The organism is Streptomyces sp. NPDC107454 (assembly GCF_055582885.1).
In genome coordinates this window covers 175905-196213 of record NZ_JBVJPA010000003.1, presented here as the reverse complement: position 1 = coordinate 196213, position 20309 = coordinate 175905, and the positions used below count along the sequence as shown (strand labels likewise).

At 71.2% G+C, this 20309-nt stretch carries 22 protein-coding genes; 9 read left to right on the top strand and 13 right to left on the bottom strand.

What is annotated here, in order from left to right; translation table 11 throughout:
• Positions 1 to 7 precede the first annotated feature (7 nt).
• From ACZ69M_RS08530 to ACZ69M_RS08490, 9 genes are all read right to left on the bottom strand, one after another.
• Entirely contained in the window at positions 8 to 787 is a 780-nt protein-coding gene (locus ACZ69M_RS08530) for an ABC transporter permease (protein WP_470047857.1), read from the bottom strand.
• On the bottom strand, positions 784 to 1557 hold the full coding sequence (locus ACZ69M_RS08525) for an ABC transporter permease (RefSeq protein ID WP_470047855.1): 774 nt from the start codon (positions 1555 to 1557) through the stop codon (positions 784 to 786). Before ACZ69M_RS08525 ends, ACZ69M_RS08530 begins: the two co-directional genes overlap by 4 nt.
• On the bottom strand, positions 1554 to 2525 hold the full coding sequence (locus tag ACZ69M_RS08520; RefSeq protein ID WP_470047853.1) for an ABC transporter substrate-binding protein: 972 nt from the start codon (positions 2523 to 2525) through the stop codon (positions 1554 to 1556). Before ACZ69M_RS08520 ends, ACZ69M_RS08525 begins: the two co-directional genes overlap by 4 nt.
• A gap of 188 nt (positions 2526 to 2713) precedes the next feature.
• Entirely contained in the window at positions 2714 to 3649 is a 936-nt protein-coding gene (locus tag ACZ69M_RS08515; RefSeq protein WP_470047851.1) for a PDR/VanB family oxidoreductase, read from the bottom strand.
• Positions 3646 to 3837 carry a hypothetical protein gene (locus tag ACZ69M_RS08510; protein ID WP_470047849.1) on the bottom strand — a complete coding sequence of 64 codons (192 nt, stop codon included), beginning with the start codon at positions 3835 to 3837 and terminating at the stop codon, positions 3646 to 3648. The genes ACZ69M_RS08515 and ACZ69M_RS08510 overlap by 4 nt, the downstream gene beginning before the upstream one ends.
• Entirely contained in the window at positions 3834 to 4898 is a 1065-nt protein-coding gene (locus ACZ69M_RS08505; RefSeq protein WP_470047847.1) for an aromatic ring-hydroxylating dioxygenase subunit alpha, read from the bottom strand. Before ACZ69M_RS08505 ends, ACZ69M_RS08510 begins: the two co-directional genes overlap by 4 nt.
• Positions 4899 to 5026: 128 nt before the next feature.
• Positions 5027 to 5476 (bottom strand): hypothetical protein, encoded by a 450-nt coding sequence (locus ACZ69M_RS08500; protein ID WP_470047845.1) that lies wholly within the window; start codon positions 5474 to 5476, stop codon positions 5027 to 5029.
• Positions 5473 to 6474 (bottom strand): metallophosphoesterase family protein, encoded by a 1002-nt coding sequence (locus tag ACZ69M_RS08495; RefSeq protein WP_470047843.1) that lies wholly within the window; start codon positions 6472 to 6474, stop codon positions 5473 to 5475. The genes ACZ69M_RS08500 and ACZ69M_RS08495 overlap by 4 nt, the downstream gene beginning before the upstream one ends.
• Positions 6474 to 6767 (bottom strand): plastocyanin/azurin family copper-binding protein, encoded by a 294-nt coding sequence (locus ACZ69M_RS08490; protein ID WP_470047841.1) that lies wholly within the window; start codon positions 6765 to 6767, stop codon positions 6474 to 6476. The genes ACZ69M_RS08495 and ACZ69M_RS08490 overlap by 1 nt, the downstream gene beginning before the upstream one ends.
• Positions 6768 to 7511: 744 nt before the next feature.
• Here ACZ69M_RS08490 and ACZ69M_RS08485 point away from each other — a divergent pair.
• The 5 genes from ACZ69M_RS08485 to ACZ69M_RS08465 all read left to right on the top strand — a co-directional run bounded on the left by ACZ69M_RS08485 (position 7512) and on the right by ACZ69M_RS08465 (position 10324).
• The gene (locus tag ACZ69M_RS08485; protein WP_352047675.1) at positions 7512 to 8114 is read left to right on the top strand and encodes a sigma-70 family RNA polymerase sigma factor; all 603 of its coding nucleotides are present in this window, start codon (positions 7512 to 7514) and stop codon (positions 8112 to 8114) included.
• A gap of 25 nt (positions 8115 to 8139) precedes the next feature.
• Positions 8140 to 8925, top strand: a complete 786-nt coding sequence (locus ACZ69M_RS08480) for a zf-HC2 domain-containing protein (protein ID WP_470047839.1) — start codon at positions 8140 to 8142, stop codon at positions 8923 to 8925.
• A 336-nt stretch (positions 8926 to 9261) separates the two neighbouring features.
• Entirely contained in the window at positions 9262 to 9690 is a 429-nt protein-coding gene (locus ACZ69M_RS08475) for an ATP-binding protein (RefSeq protein WP_470047837.1), read from the top strand.
• Entirely contained in the window at positions 9687 to 9887 is a 201-nt protein-coding gene (locus ACZ69M_RS08470) for a hypothetical protein (protein ID WP_470047836.1), read from the top strand. The genes ACZ69M_RS08475 and ACZ69M_RS08470 overlap by 4 nt, the downstream gene beginning before the upstream one ends.
• A 2-nt stretch (positions 9888 to 9889) precedes the next feature.
• Positions 9890 to 10324, top strand: coding sequence for a hypothetical protein (locus ACZ69M_RS08465; protein WP_470047834.1), 435 nt, complete (start codon positions 9890 to 9892; stop codon positions 10322 to 10324).
• Positions 10325 to 10372: 48 nt separating this feature from the next.
• Here ACZ69M_RS08465 and ACZ69M_RS08460 read toward each other — a convergent pair whose 3' ends face one another.
• Positions 10373 to 13222 (bottom strand): CHAT domain-containing protein, encoded by a 2850-nt coding sequence (locus tag ACZ69M_RS08460; protein ID WP_470047832.1) that lies wholly within the window; start codon positions 13220 to 13222, stop codon positions 10373 to 10375.
• The gene (locus ACZ69M_RS08455) at positions 13222 to 13533 is read right to left on the bottom strand and encodes a hypothetical protein (protein ID WP_470047830.1); all 312 of its coding nucleotides are present in this window, start codon (positions 13531 to 13533) and stop codon (positions 13222 to 13224) included. The genes ACZ69M_RS08460 and ACZ69M_RS08455 overlap by 1 nt, the downstream gene beginning before the upstream one ends.
• 154 nt (positions 13534 to 13687) lie before the next feature.
• Here ACZ69M_RS08455 and ACZ69M_RS08450 point away from each other — a divergent pair, with 154 nt between their 5' ends.
• The 4 genes from ACZ69M_RS08450 to ACZ69M_RS08435 all read left to right on the top strand — a co-directional run bounded on the left by ACZ69M_RS08450 (position 13688) and on the right by ACZ69M_RS08435 (position 18151).
• Positions 13688 to 14092, top strand: a complete 405-nt coding sequence (locus ACZ69M_RS08450; RefSeq protein WP_470047828.1) for a hypothetical protein — start codon at positions 13688 to 13690, stop codon at positions 14090 to 14092.
• On the top strand, positions 14089 to 14997 hold the full coding sequence (locus ACZ69M_RS08445; RefSeq protein ID WP_470047826.1) for a hypothetical protein: 909 nt from the start codon (positions 14089 to 14091) through the stop codon (positions 14995 to 14997). The genes ACZ69M_RS08450 and ACZ69M_RS08445 overlap by 4 nt, the downstream gene beginning before the upstream one ends.
• A 204-nt stretch (positions 14998 to 15201) precedes the next feature.
• Positions 15202 to 17253 (top strand): phosphocholine-specific phospholipase C, encoded by a 2052-nt coding sequence (locus ACZ69M_RS08440; protein ID WP_470047824.1) that lies wholly within the window; start codon positions 15202 to 15204, stop codon positions 17251 to 17253.
• 52 nt (positions 17254 to 17305) lie between these two features.
• Entirely contained in the window at positions 17306 to 18151 is an 846-nt protein-coding gene (locus tag ACZ69M_RS08435) for an LURP-one-related family protein (protein ID WP_470047822.1), read from the top strand.
• A 124-nt stretch (positions 18152 to 18275) separates the two neighbouring features.
• Here ACZ69M_RS08435 and ACZ69M_RS08430 read toward each other — a convergent pair whose 3' ends face one another.
• Entirely contained in the window at positions 18276 to 19235 is a 960-nt protein-coding gene (locus ACZ69M_RS08430) for a DMT family transporter (protein WP_470047820.1), read from the bottom strand.
• The gene (locus ACZ69M_RS08425) at positions 19232 to 20134 is read right to left on the bottom strand and encodes a phosphatase PAP2 family protein (RefSeq protein ID WP_470047818.1); all 903 of its coding nucleotides are present in this window, start codon (positions 20132 to 20134) and stop codon (positions 19232 to 19234) included. The genes ACZ69M_RS08430 and ACZ69M_RS08425 overlap by 4 nt, the downstream gene beginning before the upstream one ends.
• Between the last annotated feature and the right edge of the window lie 175 nt (positions 20135 to 20309).

The following is a 20309-nucleotide window of genomic DNA, read 5'->3' as shown; positions in this document are numbered from 1 at the left end:
GCGAGCTTCACGGAGACCGCCGGGACACCGCGCGCAGACCGTGGTACCAGCCGAGCACCCGGCGCTCGACCAGATGGAAGACGACCGAGAGAAGGAAGCCGAGCAGGCCCAGAACGAGGATTCCGGTCCACATGTCGGGGATCGCGAAGCTCCGCTGGAACTGGACGATGGTGAAGCCGAGGCCGTTGCTGGCCGCGAACATCTCGCTGATGACCATCAGGATGATCCCGATGGACAGGGCCTGGCGCAGGCCCGCGAAGATCTGCGGGCTCGCCGCGCGCAGGACCACGCTGCGCAGCCGGGCCACGCCCGTGATGCCGTACGAACGCGCCGTCTCCGCCATCACCGAGTCGACCGCCCGCACGCCCTCGACCGTGTTGAGCAGGATCGGCCAGACACAGCCGCTCGCGATCACGGCGATCTTCATCGTGTCGCCGATACCGGCGAACAGCATGATGACGGGGACCAGGACGGGGGGCGGTACCGCGCGCAGAAACTCCAGGACCGGCTCGCACACGGCTCGCACACGCCGGTACGAGCCGATGACCGTGCCCAGCGCCACGCCCACGACGGCCGCCGCCGCGTACCCGGCCAGCAGTCGCAGCACGCTGGGCACGAGGTCGGAGCGCAGCCGCTCGCTCGTCCAGACGTCCGGGAAGGTCCTGAGGATCGTGCGCAGCGGTGGCCAGTACACGTTCGTACTGCCGTCGGACGCCAGCCACCAGACCGCGACGAGCAGCGCGGGCAGCGCGACGACGAAGAGCAGCCGCATCAGGAGGTGCCTCACACCGTCACCTCCCCGCGCACCGACTGGTGCCAGGCCAGCGCCCGGCGCTCCACCGTACGGGCGCCCACGTTGATGAGCAGCCCGAGCAGACCGGTGACCACAACCAGCGCGTACATGTCGGGGACCGCCTGCGAGGACTCGGCGACCGCGATGCGCGCGCCCAGCCCCGGTGCTCCGATGACGAGTTCGGCGGTCACGGCGAGGATGAGGGCCACCGCGGCGGCGAGCCGGACGCCCGTCATGACGTAGGGGAGGGCCGTGGGCCACAGGACGTGCCGGACGCGTGCCCACGGGCCGAGGCCGTACGAGCGGGCCGTCTCCTCGGCCACCGGGTCGACGTCCTGGACGCCGTACAGGACCTGGACGAGGACCTGCCAGAACGAGGCGTACACGACGAGGAGGAGGACGGAGCGCAGTTCGGTGCCGTAGAGCAGGACGGCGAGGGGGATCAGGGCGACGGAGGGGATCGGGCGCAGGAACTCGATGGTCGAGGCGGTGGCCTCGCGCAGATACGGCACGACCGAGACGAGCAGCCCCACGACGACACCCGCGCCGACCGCGATCGCCAGGCCCAGCGCCCAGCCGGTCAGGGTGTCGCCGAGCGCCGTCCAGAAGGCGTGGTCGGTGACCTCCTGGCCGAGCGCGCCGGCGATGCGGCTGGTCGGCGGGAAGTACGCCTCCTTGACGAGACCGAGCCGCGGCACCGCCTCGCCCAGCGCGAGGAAGGCCGCGAGCCCGGCAGCGCCCAGCGCGGCGTTCGCCCCCCTCACGGCAGCAGCTTGTCGAGGTCGGGCGTCGACTTGAACAGCCCGTCCTGCTCGCCCAGTTTCTCCAGCGCCTCGATCGACGCACGGTTCGGCTCGGCCGGCCACTTCGGAAGGGTGACCTGGGCCAGTGTCGCCGCCGGGATCTTCGTGTACGTGGTGACGGCCTGGCGGACCTCGTCCGGGTGGGCGTCGGCGTAGGCGAGGGACTCCGCGGTCGCCTCCTGGAACTTCTTCACCACGTCGGGGTTCTTCTGCTCGTACTGCGTCGAGGTGAAGTACATCGCCACGGTGAGGTCCTTGGCGACGTCGACCAGGGACGAGGCGATCTCCGTGGCGCCCTGGCTCTTGACGGTGGCGAGCGCCGGCTCGACCACCATCGCGGCGTCGATCTGGCCGCTGTCGAGGGCGGCGGGCATCTGGTCGAAGGCCAGCTCGACGAACTTCACCTTGGACGGGTCACCGCCCGTCTTGCGCACCGACTCGCGCACCGCCGTCTCGTTGATGTTCTTCAGCGTGTTGACCGCGACCTTCTTCCCCTCCAGTTCCTTCGCGGACTTGATCGGGCTGCCCTTCTTCACGGTGATGGCGCCGAAGTCCTTGCCCGCCACGCCCGTCGAGGCGACCCCGTTGACGACGGCCTTCACGGGCACGTTGCGGCTCTGGGCGATCATCAGCGAGGTCATGTTGCTGAACCCGAACTGGAACTGGCCGCTGACCACTCCCGGCACGATCGCCGCGCCGCCCTGCGCGGTCGTCATGGACAGCTTCAGACCGCGCTTGCTGTAGAAGCCCTTCTGCCGGCCCAGGTAGAGCGGCGCGACATCGACGATCGGGATGACCCCTACCTTGACCGTGGTGGTACCGCCGGACGACGCGTTCTTGTCCGAGGCGCCATCGCCGCCGGACGAACCGCAGGCCGACGCGGCGACCAGAAAGGATCCGACCGCGAGACCGGCGAGCAGACGACGCATGGCTCCTCCTGTGCAGACGACATTGTTCCGACAGGCTGCGCGCGCACCGCAATGGGTGCTCAGCGGGAAGGTAGAGCCCTCGTACGGCGAGGTCAATGGCTTTGGCCAACGATATTGTTGACAGTTGGTTGGGGTCGGGCCCGCCCGGGACGGGGCCGTGCCGAGGCGGGCCTCCAGGGCCCCGCGGCTCACAGATCCAGTACGAGCCGCTTCCCGAGGCACCGGGAGACACAGATCAGCATGGTCTCGCCCGCCTCCCGCTCCTCGTCCGTGAGCACCGAGTCCCGGTGGTCCGGGGTCCCTTCGAGGACATCCGTCTCACAGGTCCCGCAGGTGCCCTCGGTGCAGGAGAAGAGCACCTCGACGCCCGCGCCGCGCACGGTGTCGAGCACGGAGACATCCGCGGGGACGGTCAGCGTGCGACCGCTGCGCGCGAGCTCCACCTCGAACTCGCCGTCCCCGCCCGTCTCCTGGACCTTCGGCCGGAAACGCTCGACGCGCAGCAGCCCGGCGGGGCAGCGCGCCTCCACCGCGTCCAGCAGCGGGCCGGGACCGCAGCAGTAGACGAGCGTGCCCTCGGGGACCCCGGTCAGGACGGAGTCGAGGTCCAGCAGTCCGCACTCGTCCTGCGGAGCGACGGTCACCCGGTCCCCGTACCGCTCCAACTCCCCGGTGAACGCCATGGAGTCGCGTGTCCGCCCGCCGTACAGCAGCGTCCACTCGGCGCCCGCCGCCTGCGCCGCGGCGAGCATCGGCAGGATCGGGGTGATGCCGATGCCGCCCGCGACGAAGCGGTAGCGGGCGGCGGGCGCGAGCGCGAAGTGGTTGCGCGGGCCGCGGACCTGGACCTTGTCGCCCGGGCCCAACTGCTCGTGCACATACGAGGATCCGCCGCGCCCGTCCGGTTCCCGCAGCACCGCGATCCGCCACGCCCGACGGTCCGCGGGATCCCCGCACAGCGAGTACTGCCGTTCGAGGCCGGCCCCGAGCGCCACGTCGACGTGGGCGCCGGGCTCCCAGGCGGGGAGTTCCTCGCCGAGCGGGTGGCGCAGGGTGAGGGAGAGCACGCCATCGGCGACGAACTCCCTCTCCCGCACGACGAGTTCGACTTCGTAGGAGCTCATGATCCAAGCCCCCGTGACTCCCGCGGCCGATGTCCCTCGGGGTGGCCGAGCATCCACTCCCACATCTCGATCGGGTCCTGGGCGCTGTGCTCTGCACCGCAGTGGCAGGTCCCGTGCAGCACATCGGTGCCCGGGATCCAGTCGATGCGGTAGATCTTGCGGGTTGCGAAGCGGGGAGGCGTGGTCACAGCACCTTCTCCATCGGCTTGTCGCCCTCCTCGACCAGGCGGGCGAGGATGCGGCGGGCCGCGAGACCGCCGGTGTCGATGTTGATGCTCAGCTCCTGGTAGCCCGTCCGCTCGGTGCCGAGGGTCTTCTGCAGCAGGTTGAGCGCGTCGACGTCCTGCATGACCACGGTGTGGTTGAAGTCCCGCAGGAACGTGGTGACTTCCTCGTCGTTCCGCGCGAAGTCCCGGGAGACCGCCCAGAAGTCGTAGACATGGCCGTCGCTCGACGGAGTGATCGCGTAGGTGATCTCGGTGTGGAAGCCGTTCGGGTCGCCGCCGTCCGCCTCCGGCAGCACCCCGACCGGGGCGATCCGGCTGTGCAGCAGATACAGGCACGGCGCGTGGTACTCGATGTCCTGCCAGCGGGTGATCCGGCCCTCGATGCCGGTCGAACGGGCGTAGAACGGGGGACACTCGGCGTCGTCCATGTGCCGGCTGACCCGCACGATGCCCGCGCCCTCGTCGACCTCGGTGGTGATCGGTGTCTCGGCGACTTCGGGGGTGCCGATGTAGCCGCCGTGCAGATACGTCTCGTGCGAGAGGTCGAGCAGATTGTCGACCAGCAGCCCGTAGTCGGCGTCGATGGGCTCCATGCCGCAGACGGTGGTCCAGTCCGGCGAGTCCATGTGCCGGGCGCGGGGGATGCTGTCCGGGTCGGCGAGCGCCGGGTCGCCGATCCAGACCCAGACGAAGGAGTCCTGCTCGACGACGGGGTACGAGGCGACCCGGGCCGTGCGCGGTATGCGTTTTTGCCCCGGCACGTACACGCAGCTGCCGGTCGTGTCGTACGTGAACCCGTGGTAGCCGCACACGATCCTGTCGCCGTCGAGCCGGCTCTCCGAGAGCGGGAAGCGGCGGTGCACACACCGGTCCGCCAGCGCGACGGCCGTCCCGTCGTCCTCCGTCCGGTAGAAGACGAGCGGTTCACCGAGGATCGTCCGCCCGAGCAGCTCCCGCCCGACCTCGTGCGTGTAGGCGGCGACGTACCACTGGTTCCTGGCGAAGGCGGTGATGTGAGGCATGGCGTTCCCGTCCCTGTCGGCGGGGCGCCGTCGCCCCGCGTGCCGTGGTTGGACTCAGGGTCGTGACGCTTGCGGCAACTCGGCAAGGCCGCTTCTGCCAGGCGGAAGGGCTTCCGTGAAATGGCTGTTCAGGGGGTTGCTCTGGCTGTTGGTGCTCGCGGATGCTCCTTGGTTCCGGGCCATCCCGCGCGGTGTTGCGCTGCCACGGTCATCTGCCAGATCGCGAGGAGCAGCAGCGTGGCGGTTTCGGTGAGGAGGCTGAGGACGGCTTGTGGGGCAGGTTGCAGGCCGTGTTCGGTGAATCCGAAGACGCCCACGGTGCGTGAGGCGGTGAATCCGGCGAGGGCGCCGAGCGTGACGCCGGCCGCGGCGGCCCTCAGCAGCAGCGGTGGTGTTCCCATCGCCAGCAGGGCGGCGAGGGCGAAGGAGGCGCTGGCCTGGAGCAGGAACAGGGGGCCGATGATGTGGAGGAAGCGGTACTCGCCGACGTAGAGCTGGGCGTGTATGAATCCGCCGGCGGCGAGGGTGGCGGCGCTCGCCGATCGCAGGGCGGGGGCGAGGAGTCTGTGGGTGCTCATGCCAGCCTCCGATCCTTGATGGCCAGTTCGCGGTCCCCTTGGTCGTAGCCGACGGTGCGGATGCCGAGCGCGTCCTTGAGCTGCCGGGCGGGGACGACCTGCGGTGTGGGGGCGGGGGCGCGGCCCGGCTTGGGCAGGGGATAGGCGGTGGTGGTGGCGGAGTGGAAGGTGATGTTGCCCTCTGTCTTGGTGAACAGTTGATGGACGTGCCCGTTGAGACAGGTCACGGAGGAGAAGCGGCGCAGGAGGGCGATGACCTTGAGGGCGTCATCGGTGCTCCAGCCCCACTGCGGATACATCGCGAACAGCGGGATGTGGCTGAAGACCACGAGGGGGGTGTCCGACGACAGGCCGGCGATGTCCTTGCGGACGAAGTCGATCTGGTCGTTGCCGAGATGGCCGAGCTTCTCCAGGCTCAGCGTGTTGACCAGGGCGATGAAGTGCACGCCGTGGGTGTCGAAGCTGTACCAGCCATCGCCGAGTGTGCCCATGCCGAAGGTCTGCCGGTAGGCGCGGCCCGCGTCGCCGATGGAGTCGTGCTCGCCCGGCACGGTGAAGACACGGTCTGTCTGCATACCGGTCATCATCTGCTTGACCTGGTCGAACTGCCCGGCCGTGGACAGGTGGGTCAGGTCGCCGCTGTGCATGACGAAGTCGGGCCTGAATCCGAGCGAGTTGACCTGGTTGATCGCTTCGGTGAATGAGCCGGCCACATCCATGTTCGCCGGGCCCTGGAACCCGATGTGGCTGTCGGAGACCTGCACGAACCGCAGCGAGCCGTTCGCTGCCGCGGCGGCGCCGACGGGGGCCAGGGAGTTGCTCTCCCGGGCGTCGGCGATGTGGCTGATCACCTCTCCACTGGCCACGGTCAGCACCACGGCGCCACCGAACCACCCCGCGTGGCGGAGGAGTTGGCGCCGGGACATGCCGTGCTCCGTGGCGGGCTGCTCGGCATCGCCGGCCGGTGCGGCGTCGTGACTGTCGTAGTAACCGGTCATCAGGTCACCTCCACGGTGGCGGTCATGAACGGATGGATGGTGCAGAGGTAGGAGTAGGTGCCGGGCTTGGTGAACGTGTAGCTGTAGGTCGCGTGGGTGTTCAGGGCTGCCGAATGCAACGGGCCGCCCGATCCCGCGCTGGTGACGGTGTGGGCGTCGGTGTCCTGATTGGTCCAGGTCACCGTCGTGCCCACGTTGACCTTGAGCGTGGCCGGGGAGAACGCGAAGTTCTTGATCGCCACGGCGTCTCCGGTCACCGGCGCGGCCTGCGCGCCCGAGCTCGGGGGGCTCATGGGCATGCTCATGCTGGGCATCGGCGAGGTGCCGGGAGCGGAGCCCGCCGTGTTCCCCGGTCCGGTGGCACCGGGCATCCCGGCCATCCGGTGCTGTGCTGGACCGGGTGTGAGGGCGCCGGTTGCGGTGGACGAGGAAGGCGACGACTGGCCGCATGCGCTGAGGAGCCCCAACGCGACGGCGGCGGCGACGGCCGACCCGGCCGCGGCGCGTGATCGTCGGCCTGGTGCACGAAAGTTCAGGTACATGGTGTTCGTTCCTCACTGATCAAGGCGGGGACGGGGAATGTGCCGGCCGGTCGCCCAGCCGTGCGCCGCACTGTGCGTCCGCCCTCGCGTGCCGCGAAGTCGCGGGTGGCATGCGGCAGTTCCCCTTCCGGGGCCGCGAGTGGCGCATCGTCTGTGTCGAGCGCTCCGCAGGACCGCTGTCGTGGTGTGCGCGGGGCGAGTGTGGCCGGGCGCCATGGGCGAGTGCGCCGCGTCGTGTCTCTCGGTCACCTCTGATCCCTCCTTGTCGTGTGGGGAGTGGAGTGTCGGGAGTGGAGGAGGAGTGCCGCGTGAATCGGCTCTTGTCTGGATCCACGGGCGACGGCGGCGCTCGGTTCGGTAGATATGCACTTTTTATGACGTTTCTTGGCGATCGCCATAGACCGGCCGGCCCCTGGGTGCTCCGCTCGCGGAGTGTCACCTGCACCGCGCCGTGCGTTACACGACAAAGCGATATATGTACGCGATGATCGTCTTATGCCCTGGAGTTCCCGAAAACGTGACCAAAGGACCGATCCGGATGACTCCGCGCACCGTGTCTCTGGTAAAGGGACCCTTTCGACCGCAGACGAGGAACTGCTGCGCACTCTGTACGCGGAGCACGCAGGCCCCCTGTTCCACTACGTGCTGCGACTGACCTCAGGAGACTGGCAATGGGCGGAGGATGTCGTGCAGGAGACGCTGCTGCGAGCGTGGCAGCATCCCGCCGCGTTCGACCCGGCACGCGGCCCGGCCCGGGCATGGCTGTGCACGGTGGCCCGGCACCTGGTCATCGACGCCCACCGGGCCCGGCAGGCCAGACCGGCCGAGGTCGGCGGCGAGGCGCTGGAGCGAGCCGCCGAGCAGGCGCCGGGCGAGGACGAGATCGAGCAGGCACTGCAGAGCTGGGCGGTGGCCGACGCCATCCGGACGCTGTCCCCGGACCATCGCGCGGTCCTGCTGGAGACCTACTACCGGGGCCGGACCATGGCGGAGGCCGCCCGGGTGCTGGGCGTCCCGCTGGGCACCGTGAAGTCGCGGACGTACTACGCCCTGCACGCCCTGCGGCTGGCGCTGCTGGAACGGGGCATCGAGCCATGACCGTGGCATGCGGGAGGTGGCGACCATGAGCATGAGCGCGGAGCACGACGCCCTCCGGCTGGCGCTGGGCGGATACGTCCTGGGCACGCTGTCCCCGGCGGAGACGGAACAAGCGCGCGCCCACCTCGAGGAATGCGCCGAGTGCCGGGCCGAACACGCCCAGCTGGCGGGACTGCCCGCGCTGCTGACGACGGTGACCGCAGCCGAAGCCGCGGGCGAGACGGCGCCGGCGGCCGACGCGGACCTGGCCGACCGGCTGGTGGCGCGGGCAGCCGAGAGCGCTCAGGGTTCCTCGCCCGCACGGCCCGCCGTGCCTGCGGTGCCGCGGGCGGGTGTGCTGGAGAGGCTGCTCCAGCAGGCCGCGGCCCGGCGCCGCAGGACCTGGCGTCTGCAACTGGCCGGCGCCGCCGCCTCCCTGACGTTCATCGCGGCAGCGGCCGGCGGCACCTGGCTGGCGGCCACCGGATCGGTGGGCAGTCAGGCGACGCAGCCCGGGCCGACCGCGCCGACTGCCTGGCGCACCTTCTCCGGAAGTGATCCGGCCACCGGCGTCACCGCCTCGGTCAAGGTCTCGCCCTCTGCCTGGGGCAGTGTCCTTCAGGTCACCGCCAAGGGGGCGCCGGCCGGAATCACCTGCCGGCTGCAGGCGGTCAGGCCCGGCGGGGCCAGGGTGGACGGCGCCAGCTGGCGGGCGGGCGAGTACCTTCCCGGCACCACGATCACAGGGGCGGTCGCCCTGTCTCCGGGAGACATCGAGCACTTCGAGATCGTCGCAGGCAACGGTCAGAAGCTGGTCACGATGCAGGCGTGAGGGGGCACGGAGCCCGCCCGACGTGGCGTCGGGCGGGCTCCCTGCGTATCCGGAGCCGACTCCTGACGGTGTGCCGGGAGGTGCGGCGTTCACCTCAACCCCCGCCGGGAGGAGGTCAAAGGCGATGCCCTGGCCTCAACAGGGCCTGGCCTCGGCATGGACCTGACCCAGAAGAAATTGAGCAAAAGGCGCGAACGACTCGAACCGTTCGGCATGCGCCGCCCGTGGAACTGGATGAGCGCTCCTATGCAGGATCCGGCCTACCGACCGCCCCTCGAAGTCATTGGCGGTCCCCCATTTCCGGTCTCCGCACATCCACAGAAGAGTCAGAAGACCATGTTTGTAACCGATTCCCCCCGCCCGAGCTCGCTGCTCACCCGGAACCGCCGCCACCAGGCGCTGCTCACCCTGCCCGCGCAGGAGGCGCACGTCTCCGCCGTTCGTCACTTCGCGGCCGATCTGCTGGAGACCTGGAGCGTTCCGGCGAGCGAACGGGACTCCGCCGTTCTCATCGTCGACGAACTCGCCGCCAACGCCGCCCAGTACGGACGCGAGCGCATGACGCTACTGCTCGTCCTCGACCACGGCACGTTGCACATAGTGGTCCGTGACTCCGGAATGGCCGTGGAGCACCTTCGCCCCGACATCGCCCCGGACGAACACGGCCGCGGCACCGGCATCGTCGAGCACCTCGCACAGTCCACCGAGGTCCACCAGACGCGCGGCGGCCGCGAAGTCCGAGCCTGCCTGAGGTGCTCGGCATGACCGGCACCGGATCGCCCGATGGCCGTACCGGTTGCGCCTTCGCGACCCACAAGCCGTGCCCCGTCGATGGCTGCCTGGGCCCGGCGCAGGTGCCCGTGCCCTCCCCGGCGAACCTGTCGGCCCTCGACTACGGCGACCACGACCACGACACGGTGCTCTGCAAACGCTGCGGACTCGGTGCACCGGCGGAGGCGTGAGGATGAGGGTCACCCCGAATACCGCCGAGGTCATCGACGCGCCGCCTCCGCACGAGGCGTACGCGTACGCCCCCGGCCTGCGCCGCGAGATGCACGAGGTGCTCGCCCTCGGAGCCGAACGCGACGGCCGCCGAGTCCGGACCGTCACCGGCCCGCCGGTCGACGCGACGGCCGCCGAACGCGCCTGGCTGCTGCGCAGGGCTGCGCTCATGGACCGGATGGCCCTGGACAACCCCGGCCCCGGCCCGGTCGGCGCCGCCGCACGGACCGCCGAACAGCTCGCGCTGTACGACCGTCGCCATCCCGGCCTGGTGGCCGGCCCGCACCACCCCGACGCCCTCACTCCGGACCCCGGCCGTCGCCGCTACGTCCGCCAGGAGTACGCCGCATGGATGGCCGCCGGGCGCCCATGCGGGAGTCGCCCTGGACCGGGCTGACGTCGAGGTCGCACAGACCGCTGGCCTCGACGAGACCCTCCGATACGCCTACGGCCCCACATGGATGTACGGCGCCCACAGGCTCGGGTTCAGGCGGTAGCCCTCGTCGGCGTCGCGCAGGGCGCGTACCGCGGCGTGCAGCGCGTACGCCGTGTGCCGTGGGAAGGGATGCCGAGGGCCGAAGGCCGCGTAGAAGCGTTCGGTGAGCTCTTGGGAGGTGTCGTCGTCGACGCCCCAGAGGGTGCCGATGACGTGGGTGAAGCCGGCCATGTGGAAGGCGCCGGTGATGTGCAGCGCCTCGTCGGCGTACTCGCCGCGGCCACGGGTGGTCTCACACGCCGAGAGGTACGCCAGCTCCGCGGCCGGGAGCCGGAGCCGGGCGATGTCGGTGAGGGTGAGCGGGGCCGTGTCGTGGTCGTGCAGCAGGACCTGGCCGGTCGCGGCCCCGCCGTCGGCGGCGACGGCGTGGCAGGCGAAGTGCACCCAGGGGTGGTGGGGGAGCGCGTCGAGCACGGTCCGGCGTAGCGCCTGCTCGCCCAGGAGCAGACGGGCGCCCGGTCGCGCGGCCAGCAGGGCGGCCTCCGCCCGCGCGCCCTCCAGTGGCACGAGCCCCGTGCCCGGCGGCGCCGGCACGGCGACCACCAGGGGGGCCGTGGGGACGGTCGGCCGCCGGTCCTGTCGTGCGCTCTGGCGGCGCCGGGCGTGGACGAGGCTGTTGACGGTCGGGGCGTACGAGCTGACGGCACGGTCGAGCAGGTTGTCGCGGTCGTTCTCGTGGCGCCCGGCCGCGTGCAGGGGCAGGGCGGACAGGGGACCGGTGGGGATCCACCACATCCGTCCCGGGGACTCCCCGCCGGGCCCCTCGTCGGCGCGGCGCCCGAGCGTGTCCAGGACCGGTTCGGTCACCGCCGTCCACAGCCAGGCGAGCGTCTCCCGGATCTCGGACTGGGCGTCGCGCTGGCGGGACAAGGGCCGCCCGGCGTCGCCCGCCGTTCGGACGGCGACGAGGAAGGCGTCGGCCCGGCGGACGACCTCCGCATGGCTGAGCGCCGTCAGCGGTACGCACCGCACCCGTCCCTCGCGCAGGACGAGCGCGTCGCAGCGCAGCGGGCTGATGTTGACCATCACCACCGGGCCCTCGTCACCGAGTCCGGCGAGCATCTCGGCGGTGCGGGGGAGTCGCAGGAAGTCCCCGAAGCCCGGCTCGCGTCGGATCGCCGCCACGAGCCGGTCCCACCGTTCGGCGAGGGCGTGCCGGTCCTCGCCCGCGAGCGGGGTGCCAGGGGCCGGGTGGCCGGGGCCGGTCCCGGCCGGCCCGGAGGAGATGAAGGCGGCGGCTTCGGGGCGGTCCAGCTGGGGGATCAACCGGGCGTACTCGGCGGCGAGTTCGTCCGGCAGACGGCTCAGCAGGTCCGTGGTGTCCGTGCGGGCGCCGAGGGCCTGGGCGAGCAGCACGCCACGGCCCTGTTCCAGGAGCCGCAGCGCGAGTTCGGGGTCGGCCAGCTCCAGCGCGCAGGCCGCCGCGTCCTGCGCGAGACCCGCGAACCTGCCCAACTGGCGTGCGCGGTCCATGCGTCCGATGCGGTACGACGCCGTGCGCGGCAGCAGTTCGACCGCGAGCCGGAACGGCTCCATGGCCGCGGCGTGGCCGTCGGGCGAGCCGCTCTCGCCGCCGCCGATGAGGCTCAGCGCCCACAGGTGCGCGCAGCCCACCCGGACGCTGACGTCCATGGTCGGGTCGGACGCGGCCTTCCGGTACAGACCGATCGCCTCCGCAAGGGAGTGCGGATCGCCCTCGGTCACCGCCCGCATGCCCAGGGCGGAACCGTGGTTCAGCAGGGCGAGCCCGCGCAGCGCGTGCCCTTCGGGGGCGGTGGCGTACGCCTCGGCGGTGGCCCGGACCCATGCGCGCAGGGCCCGCCGTTCGCGGCGCGTCGAACGGCGTCCGCCGCCACCGTCGAGAACCCCGGGTGCGGGCGCGGCGACATCTGTCGCGCCGATCAGTTCCAGACGCCGTACGGTCGCCAGTACCGCGTTGCGCTGCACCAGGTTGGGATGGCCCGCCGGGGTCGCGGCGACCGCCCGGCGGGCGGCCCTGGCGGCCTCGCGCAGGTCGGCGGGGTCCGCCCGGGTCTGATGGCGCTCGGCCAGGATCGAGGCGAGGTTCGACAGGAACCGCGGATACAGCCGATGGCGCCGCGGGACCGCGGCGAGGACCGCCCGCGCCAGCAGAGCCGCCTCGTCGAGCGCTTCCGGGGCGCCGTCGGGGGACTGGTGGTGATGCAGACGCAGCGCCTCGGCGAGGTTGGAGCGGGCCCAGGTCTGCTCCTCCGTGCCCAGCTCGGCGCAGGCCACCGCCGCCCGGAAGGTCTCGACGGCCTCCGCGAGCGCGGCGGAGTCGCCGTGCAGGTGATGGAGGCTCAGCAGCGCGTCGCCCAGGCTGTTCAGACGGTTGGAGCGCCGCGCCGAGGTCGAGTCGAGGGCTGTGCGGATCGCGTCGACGGAGGCGGTCAGGTCCCGGGCGTCGTGCGTGCGCAGCCACCGCAGCCGCAGCGCGCCGGAGAGGTTCGTCCAATAGGAGGGCGTGGCGACGGTGACCTCCGCCCCGTACGGGGCCAGGGCCTCGCGGAACAGGGTGATGGCCCCGTCCAGGTCGGCCGGTTCGCCGAACCGTTCGTAGCGCGACCACAGGACCGTGCCGACCCCGTTCATGGCGGCGCCGCGGAGGTCGATGTTCTGCGTCCTGTCGAGCACGGCGTCGAAGAGGACCAGGGCCCGTTCCAGGTCCGGGAGCCGGCCGGTGCGCTCGTACCGGGTGTGCGACTCCTCGGCGGCGCCGAGCACCGCCAGCAGCTGCTCGTACCCGGGTGCGCCGAACAGGTCGTGCGGCGCGGACATCAGGAACCGTGCTGCCCGGTGGAGCCCGGAGCGTCACGCTCGTCGCGTTTTTCGCGGATGCGTCGGGCCATCGCTTCGCCCAACGGCCCGTTCCGGTCGAACCATGCGGCGGCCTCGTCGTCGCGCCCCAGCGAGAGCAGGGTCAGGGCGAGATTGGCGGTGGCGTCCTGGCTGCCCTGTTCCGCCGCCGCGGTGAGTACTTCGACGGCCTCCTCGAGGCGCCCGTCGAGCCGCAGCTTGATGCCGTACTGGTTCAGGGCCTGCGGGTCGCCCGTCTCGGCCGCCCGGCGCAGCTCGGCCTCCGAGGGCATCACTCTGAACGTGAACCGCGGTCCGTCCGATCCGTCCTGTTCCGCTCCCCGTGCCCGCGTGCGTCGACGCCAGAACATCGCCATCACCCCCCGTGACCGTCGGTGATCGCCCAGTATCCTCTCAACTCGGTTGCCATGTAAGGAGGTTGCAAGGATGGCGGAAATCCGCACCGGAGACGGCGACGGGGACGTGGAGTCGAGGGCGGTGCGGTCGGTCATCTGCGCCCGGCTGGACGAGATCAGGGGCTTTGTGCCGGCCGAGCGCCGGCCGGAGTTGGAGGAGATCCTCGGGGCGCTGCGCGGCAACGGCGACCCGGCGGGTCCACAGGCCGCCCTGCACCGACTGCTGCGCCGTTGCGGGGTGGCGGCCGGGTTGCGCGCGTTCACCCGGGGCGCGGGCATCGGCGGGCTCCCGGCGGCCGTGGAAGGGCACCCGGTGGTGGAGGCGAACGTCTGCCCGGGGGGCCGCTGCGACCGCCGGACCCCGGCCCGCAACCAGCCGGTGCCGGAGACCTGCCATCTGTACGGCGAGCCGATGCGCCGCCGCAGGCTGTCATGAACGCCGTGCTCGCCGAGTTGGGCAAGAACCTGGCCGCGCGCTGGCTCACCCACCTCGTCCCCTCGGGGCTGCTGTTCCTCGCGGTCGCCGGGGCGGGGCGGCTGCTGGGCCAGGCGCACTGGTACGACGTCGGGCGGGTCACCCGCGCGCTCGACGACCTGGCCGGGCATCCCGCGAGCCGGTCGACCGGCGGCGTGGTGCTGGCGGTCTCCGCGACGGTGATCGCCTCGGCCGGGCTCGGCCTCCTCGCCCAGGCGCTCGGCGGGGCGGTGGAGCGACTCTGGACGGGGGACTGGCCCGCACCGGTACGGCCGCTCGGCGGGCGACTGACCGAGCGTCGGCGAGGGAGGTGGCGGGCGGCCGAGGACGCCTACGCGCGAGTGGACGCGCGAGCCGTCGAGCAGGGGCCGCCCCTCGACCCCGGCACGGTCCGAGAGCTCGCGCGACTCGCCGCGGTGCGCAACCGGACATCCCTGGTGGAGCCCGCCCACCCCTGCTGGAGCGGCGATCGCGTCCGCGCCCTCGACCTGCGCGTCCACCAGGCCTACCGGCTCGACCTCGACTCCGCCTGGTCCCGGCTCTGGCTGGTCCTGTCCGCCGACACCCGCACCGAACTGCGCACCGCGCGGGAGGTCTACGACGACGCCGTCCGCCTCGCCGCATGGAGCCTGCCGTACCTGCTGGTCGCCGTCTGGTGGTGGCCGTCCGCCCTGATCGCGTTCGGCCTGGCGATGCTCGGAGCACGCCGGGGCCGGGCGGCGATGGACGCCTTCGCCGAGCTGGTCGAGTCCACGGTGGACCTCCACGGCCGTGACCTGGCCCTCGCGCTGGGCGTGGACTGCCCGGGCAGGCTGGACCGGGAAACCGGCCTGGAGATCACCGCCCTGCTCCGCAAGGGCGCCTGAATCCGGACCTGGGCCGCCCTTCTTCGCAAGGGCGCCTGGGACCGCGCATCGGCGCGGACGGCACGCGCGCTGGTGTTCGCATCGCAGACCCCTGTGCGTCACACCGGCGCCACGGGGTCTTCCCCGACATTCGTTCCTCTTGGAACACTCCCCCCGCGCAGGTCCCATCCACAGCACCACGTCAGGACAAGAGGTCACTCAGTCATGCCTCAAGTGAACCGACGCCGCTTCCTCCAACTCGCCGGTGGTACCGCGGCGTTCACCGCGCTGTCGAACAGCATCGAGCGCGCCGCCGCCCTGCCCGCGCACCACGGGTCCGGCACGATCGACGACGTCGAGCACATCGTCGTGCTGATGCAGGAGAACCGGTCCTTCGACCACTACTTCGGCTCGCTCAGAGGCGTCCGTGGTTTCGGTGACCCCCGCCCGTCCACGCTGCCCAGCGGCAAGTCGGTCTGGCACCAGTCGGACGGCACCAAGGAGGTGCTGCCCTTCCGTCCCGCCGCCGACAACCTGGGCCTGCAGTTCATCCAGGACCTCCCGCACGGCTGGAGCGACGGGCACACCGCGTTCAACGCGGGCAAGTACGACAAGTGGGTGCCCGCCAAGTCGTCGACGACGATGGCGTACCTGACGCGCGAGGACATTCCGTTCCACTACGCGCTCGCCGACGCGTTCACCATCTGCGACGCGTACCACTGCTCGTTCATCGGCTCCACGGACCCGAACCGCTACTACATGTGGACGGGTTACACGGGCAACGACGGCAAGGGCGGCGGCCCGGTCCTCGGCAACGACGAGGTGGGCTACGACTGGACGACGTACCCGGAGCGGCTGGAGGCCGCCGGGGTCTCCTGGAAGATCTACCAGGACGTCGGTGACGGCCTCGACGCGAACGGCTCCTGGGGCTGGATCCCGGACGCCTACCGCGGCAACTACGGTGACAACTCGCTGCTGTACTTCAACCGGTATCGCAACGCCAAGCCCGGTGACGCGCTCTACGACAAGGCCCGCACCGGCACCGACGCCCGCAAGGGCGAGGGCTTCTTCGACCAGCTGAAGGCCGACGTCAAGGGCAAGAAGCTGCCCGAGGTCTCGTGGATCGTCGCGCCCGAGGCCTTCACCGAGCACCCCAACTGGCCCGCGAACTACGGTGCTTGGTACATCTCCCAGGTCCTGGACGCGCTGACCTCCAACCCCGAGGTGTGGGCGAAGACGGCCCTGTTCATCACCTACGACGAGAACGACGGTTTCTTCGACCACCTCGTGCCGCCGTTCCCGCCGCAGTCGGACGCGCAGGGCAAGTCCACGGTCGACGTCGGCCCGGACCTCTACAAGGGCGACGCCGGCCGTGCCGCGGGACCGTACGGACTCGGCCAGCGGGTGCCGATGCTCGTCGTCTCGCCCTGGAGCAAGGGCGGTTTCGTCTGCTCCGAGACCCTCGACCACACCTCCATCATCCGGTTCATGGAGCGCCGCTTCGGCGTGCACGAGCCCAACATCTCGCCCTGGCGGCGCGCGATCAGCGGCGACCTCACCGCCGCCTTCGACTTCTCGTGCAAGGACACCAAGCCGGTCGTGCTGCCGGACACCGACGGCTACCAGCCGCCGGACCACGACCGGCACCCCGACTATGTGCCGACCCCGCCCGCGAACCCCGTGCTGCCCCGGCAGGAGCGCGGTTCGCGCCCGGCCCGCCCGCTCAAGTACGCGCCCCTCGTGGACGGTTCGGCGGACGCGGCGGCCGGGAAGTTCACGCTCACCTTCGGTTCGGGTGCCAAGGCCGGCGCCGCCTTCTTCGTCACCTCCGGCAACCGCGCCGACGGCCCCTGGACGTACACCACCGAGGCCGGCAAGACCGTCTCCGACACCTGGAACTCGGCGTACTCCGGCGGCTCGTACGACCTGACGGTGCACGGTCCCAACGGCTTCCTGCGCGTCTTCAAGGGCCCCGGCAAGACCGCGGGACCCGAGGTCACCGCACGCCACGTCGGCGAGAACGTGGAGCTGACCTTCACCAACAAGGGCTCCGGCACGGTCGAGCTCAAGCTCGCGGGCGGCTACGGAGGGCGGCCGATCTCGTTCAAGGTGCGGGCGGGCGCGACCGTGCGGCACACGGTGGACCTGCGGGCGAGCCGGCGCTGGTACGACCTGACCGTCGTGTCCACGGCGGACGCGGGGTTCCTGAGGCGGTTCGCCGGACATGTGGAGAACGGTCACGCGGGTGTGAGCGACCCGGCGATCGTCACCTTCTGATGGATATCTCGGCTCTGGTCAATTTCCGGCCGGCTCACGGTAGTGTGCCCCGGTGACCACGCATTCGAACACTCCTGCAGGTTGGTACCCGGATCCGCACGGTGCGCCCCAGACGTTGCGTTACTGGGACGGCTCGCAGTGGACCGAGCACACCAATGCGGACCAGGCGGCCCCGGCGGGGCCGACGATTCCGCAGCAGGCCCAGCAGCCGTACGGACAGCCGGCGGCCGCTCCCGACCCTCGCGTGCAGCAGCAGGTGCAGCGGCAGGCGGGTGTCACGGGCGGCGGCGCCGGTGGTGGCACGCTGTTCACCGAGCCGGTCCTGGTGGTGAACCAGAAGGCCAAGCTGATCGAGCTGACCAACGAGTACAAGGTCATGGACCAGCAGGGCAACCAGCTCGGCGCGGTCGTCGAGGTCGGTCAGAGCGGTCTGAAGAAGGCGATCCGCTTCGTCTCCAGCCTCGACCAGTACATGACGCACAAGCTGGAGATCCGTGACGCCTACGGGCAGCCGGTGCTGCGGCTCACGCGTCCCGCGAAGTTCATCAAGTCGCGGGTGGTCGTGGAGCGTCCGGACGGACAGCCCGTCGGCGAGATCGTGCAGCAGAACATGATCGGGAAGATCAACTTCGCGATCAACGTCAACGGCCAGCAGGTCGGCGCGATCAAGGCGGAGAACTGGCGCGCCTGGAACTTCGCCATCGTCGACCACACGGACAACGAGGTCGCCCGGATCACCAAGACCTGGGAAGGCCTCGCCAAGACGATGTTCACCACGGCGGACAACTACGTCCTCCAGATCCACTACCAGCTTCCCGAGCCCCTGCTGAGCCTCGTCATCGCGACGGCGCTCACCGTCGACACGGCGCTCAAGCAGGACGCCCGCGGGCTGGGCTGAACCTGCGCACAGCAGCTGAACCGGCGCACAACAAGAAGGGTGGCCGCGGAGAGTTCCGCGGCCACCCTTCTTGTCGTCGTGCGTGCTCCTGGAGCCGGAGCCTTCCCAGAGCCCTGCGGGAGCCCTACAGGGGCGTCAGCTGACCCGAGCCGGGCTGTTTCGGCAGCATCGAGGGTTCGTACGCCGCCGATCCGGGCTCCAGTGCCAGCACCGCGGCGACGGGGTGCTCGTCCCCGGCGTCCACCAGAGGTCCGGGCAGCGCCGGCTCCGGCACCGAGCGGGACAGCGTCACCACGCCCCACGCCGCCACGCCCGCGCCCAGGGCCGCCAGCAGCAGGCCGGCCGGGCCGCCCTGCAACTGCTCCCCGAGCAGGAAGAGGCCTATCGCCGCGGCGGCGACCGGGTTGGCGAGCGTCACGACGGCGAGCGGGGCGCCGAGACCACCCCGGTAGGCCATCTGCGACAGGAGCAGTCCGCCCGCCGCGAAGGCGGCGACGAGCAGGGCCACCACGATCACCTGGGCGCTGAGCAGCGGGCCGGAGCGGTCCGTCACGGCCACGGTCACCGTCTGCGTCAGAGCGGAGGCGACACCCGAGGCGAACCCGGAGGCGGTCGCGTGCCGCAGGCCCGGCCGGGCGCCGGGCCGCGACAGGAGGCCGATCAGGGCGGCCGTCGCGGCGGCCACGCCCAGCGCCTGCGGCACGCTCAGAACGTCGTCGGGCGCGGGCCCGGACGCCGTGACCAGCAGCGCGGACAGTCCGATCAGGGTGAGCGCGGTACCGCGCCACTCGACCGCGCTGACCCGCCGTCCGGCGACCCGTGCGCCGAGCGGTACCGCGGCCACCAGCGTGAGCGCGCCGAGCGGCTGTACGAGCGTGAGCGTGCCGTACTTCAGCGCGGCGACGTGCAACAGCGCGGCGGAGGCGTTCAGTACGACGGTCCACCACCAGGCCCCGCTGCCCAGCAGTCGCAGCATGCCCGCGTCGGTCGTCCGGGAGGCCAGCCGCTCCTGGGCCACGGCCGCGGCGGCGTACGCCACGGCCGAGAAGAGCGAGAGGGCCACGGCGGCGAGTGTGGCGTTCATCGTCTTGCCCCCACGAGCTCCGGTACGGATTCCTTTTCGCCAGCACCGTCGGCCCCGCCGGAATTCCCGGCTGCTCCGTCGGCTTCGTCGGATGCCTCGTCGGCGGCGGCGGCAAGGCCGTGCGCCTCGGTCGCCCCGGCTCCGCGCGGCAGACGGATCACGGCCAGCGCGATGCCGAGCAGCGCGGTCGCCACGATCGCGTCGAGCCAGTAGTGGTTCGCCGTACCGACGATCACCAGCAGGGTGAGCAGCGGATGCAGCAGCCACAGCCAGCGCAGACGGGAGCGGGTCGCGGCGATCAGGCCGATCGCCACCATCAGGGCCCAGCCGAAGTGCAGCGAGGGCATCGCCGCGAACTGGTTCGCCATCTCGTCGGTCGCCGGGTGCGCCCCGTAGACGGTGGGCCCGTACACCTGTCCGGTGTCCACCAGACCCGCGGCGGCCAGCAGCCGGGGCGGGGCGAGCGGGAAGGTGAGGTGCAGCGCCAGGGCGGCGGCGGTGACCACGGCCAGGACCCGGCGGGCCCACACGTAGTGGACCGGGCGCCGCAGGTACATCCAGACCAGGAAGGCCACGGTGGCCGGGAAGTGCACGGTCGCGTAGTAGGTGTTCGCGAGGTGCACCAGGGTGTCGCTGTGCAGCAGCGCGCCCTGTACGGAGCCTTCGCCCGGCAGGTGGAGCGTCCGCTCCCAGTCCCACACGCGGTTCGCGTTGCGGAAGGCCTCGGCGGTGTGGCCGTCGGCCAGCTGCCTGCCGACCTTGTAGACGAGGAAGAGCCCCACGACGAGCAGGAGCTCACGTACGAGAGGCGGCCGTGCCGCGGTGTCGTGCGGCGACGGCCGCCGTATCGCCGCGGCCGGCTCTGGTTCTGCTTCCGCAGGCTCGGTTCGGGATTCCATCCCCCGGCCCCTTTGCTGACGGTGTTGCTTGGGGTGGTGCGTGGTGAGCCCAGGACAGAATCCACTCGATCACTCGAGATTCACTCGACAGCGGAGTGGGTCCTGTCCAAGGCTCATCGATACGGAAGTGTACCGATACGAAGGTGTTCCGATACGCCACTGTACCGATACGGAC